Here is a 2,086-nt window from a genome sequence, read left to right on the forward strand (position 1 = left end):
TTCTTCAGCCAATATTAAGTGCGAAACCTACGCTGATGGGGAAAGCGTATTAATGGCACTAGAACGCGAAGTTCCTGACGTTCTGGTTTCAGATATACGTATGCCGGGCATCGACGGCCTTGAGCTTCTCAAACAAGTTCAGCGCGACTACCCGGACTTGCCCGTCATCATTATGACCGCTCACTCCGATCTGGACGCGGCAGTTAATGCATATCAAAAAGGCGCATTTGAATACCTGCCAAAACCGTTTGATATTGATGAAACTCTGACTTTAGTCGAGCGCGCTATCGCTCACAGTCATGAAAATAAACGAGTGCAGATATCACCAGAAGACATCCCTGCCGAAACACCAGAAATCATCGGTGAAGCACCGGCGATGCAGGAAGTGTTTCGCGCGATTGGCCGCCTTTCCCGCTCTTCAATTTCAGTATTGATCAATGGTGAATCTGGTACCGGTAAGGAGCTTGTGGCTCACGCGCTGCATCGACATAGCCCTCGAGCCAGCAAACCTTTCATTGCACTTAACATGGCAGCAATCCCGAAAGACCTGATCGAATCCGAATTGTTTGGCCATGAAAAGGGCGCGTTTACCGGCGCGAACAATGTTCGCCAAGGCCGATTCGAACAAGCGAATGGCGGTACGTTATTTTTGGATGAAATCGGTGATATGCCGCTGGATATCCAGACTCGCTTGCTACGCGTTCTCGCTGATGGTCAGTTCTATCGTGTCGGTGGCCATTCGCCAATCAGTGTCGATGTCCGTATCGTTGCCGCAACTCACCAAAACCTGGAAAGACTGGTACATGAAGGTGATTTCCGTGAGGACTTGTTCCACCGCTTGAACGTTATTCGGGTACAAATTCCAGCACTTCGTGAACGTAAGCAAGACATAGAGAAACTGACTCAGCACTTCCTGCTGCGCGCTGCGGACGAGCTTGGCGTTGAAACTAAAACACTGCATCCTTCTACGGTAGAAATTCTCAACAGATTGGACTGGCCGGGCAACGTGCGTCAGTTGGAGAACATTTGTCGTTGGTTGACCGTTATGGCTAGCGGTAGTGAAGTATTACCCAACGACCTGCCTTCAGAACTGCTGCAAGAAAAGAAAACTATCTCAGACTCTACGCAAGGCAGCTGGCAAGAACAATTGGCGGACTGGGCACGTCAATCATTAGCAGCAGGCGATAAAGAACTACTTTCTTACGCATTACCAGAATTTGAACGCATTTTATTGGAAGCCGCGTTAGAACACACTAAAGGTCACAAGCAAGATGCCGCTAAAGTACTAGGCTGGGGACGTAATACGCTCACCAGAAAATTAAAGGAGTTGTACTGACACTTTGATTAATAATACAGCATAGCTGTCATCTAGTATTAATAAACGTATCAGTACAATATGGCGCACCACCCTTTTGTGATTAGACAATGTCTACTGCTACGACTCAAATTACACTACGTACCGCTGTACTCATCCCATTTGTGATGATTTTCTTATTGGCTATCAGTGTAATGGTCTACGTCCAAAAGCAGAACTACGAAACGGTGGTGACCGATATCAGTGATAAGCAACTGTCGGTTTTGACCGAGAGTGTCCACGAGCATCTTAACTGTTTTCTAAATGAGCCTCTGGCTGCCGTGACAACACTCGCCCATAGTGTGAATCATCACAACCTCTTCCACCCTATCGATTCCCATGAGATCCAAACCTACTTACTGAGCACGTTTGAGACCCTTTCAGAGTCTATCCCACAGCTGGATGTGATAGCCTTTGGCTCTGAAAGTGGCGACTTTACCGGTTTTCGTCTGGAGCCTTCTGGCAACTACACTTTAATGCTTCAAAGCCAACAAACCGGTGGTGATCTGGTAATCTACGAAACCAGTCTGGTCAGTGACGATATTCGTTCAGTCATTACTTCTTATGACCCGCGTAACCGCCCTTGGTACCAACCGGTAGCCAAAAATCAAAGACCAATGTGGTCAGAAATTTACAGTAACTCCGATGAACGCCAAGAGATTACTTTGTCAGCGATGGCACCGGTGTACCTTAAACAAGAGTTAGCGGGAGTATTGGTCGCCGATGTCCGGC

The 2,086-nt window shown here is 47.6% G+C and carries 2 protein-coding genes; both read left to right on the top strand.

Annotation, left to right across the window (positions count from 1 at the left end):
* Positions 1–1,336: nitrogen regulation protein NR(I) (glnG, locus tag ACQY6F_RS18830; protein WP_428776639.1), on the top strand; the 1,336-nt coding region annotated here is incomplete at its 5' end.
* A gap of 89 nt (positions 1,337–1,425) precedes the next feature.
* Positions 1,426–2,086: cache domain-containing protein (locus tag ACQY6F_RS18835; protein WP_428776640.1), on the top strand; the 661-nt coding region annotated here is incomplete at its 3' end.

It is taken from the genome of Vibrio sp., assembly GCF_050299255.1.
In the GTDB taxonomy this organism is placed as follows: domain Bacteria; phylum Pseudomonadota; class Gammaproteobacteria; order Enterobacterales; family Vibrionaceae; genus Vibrio.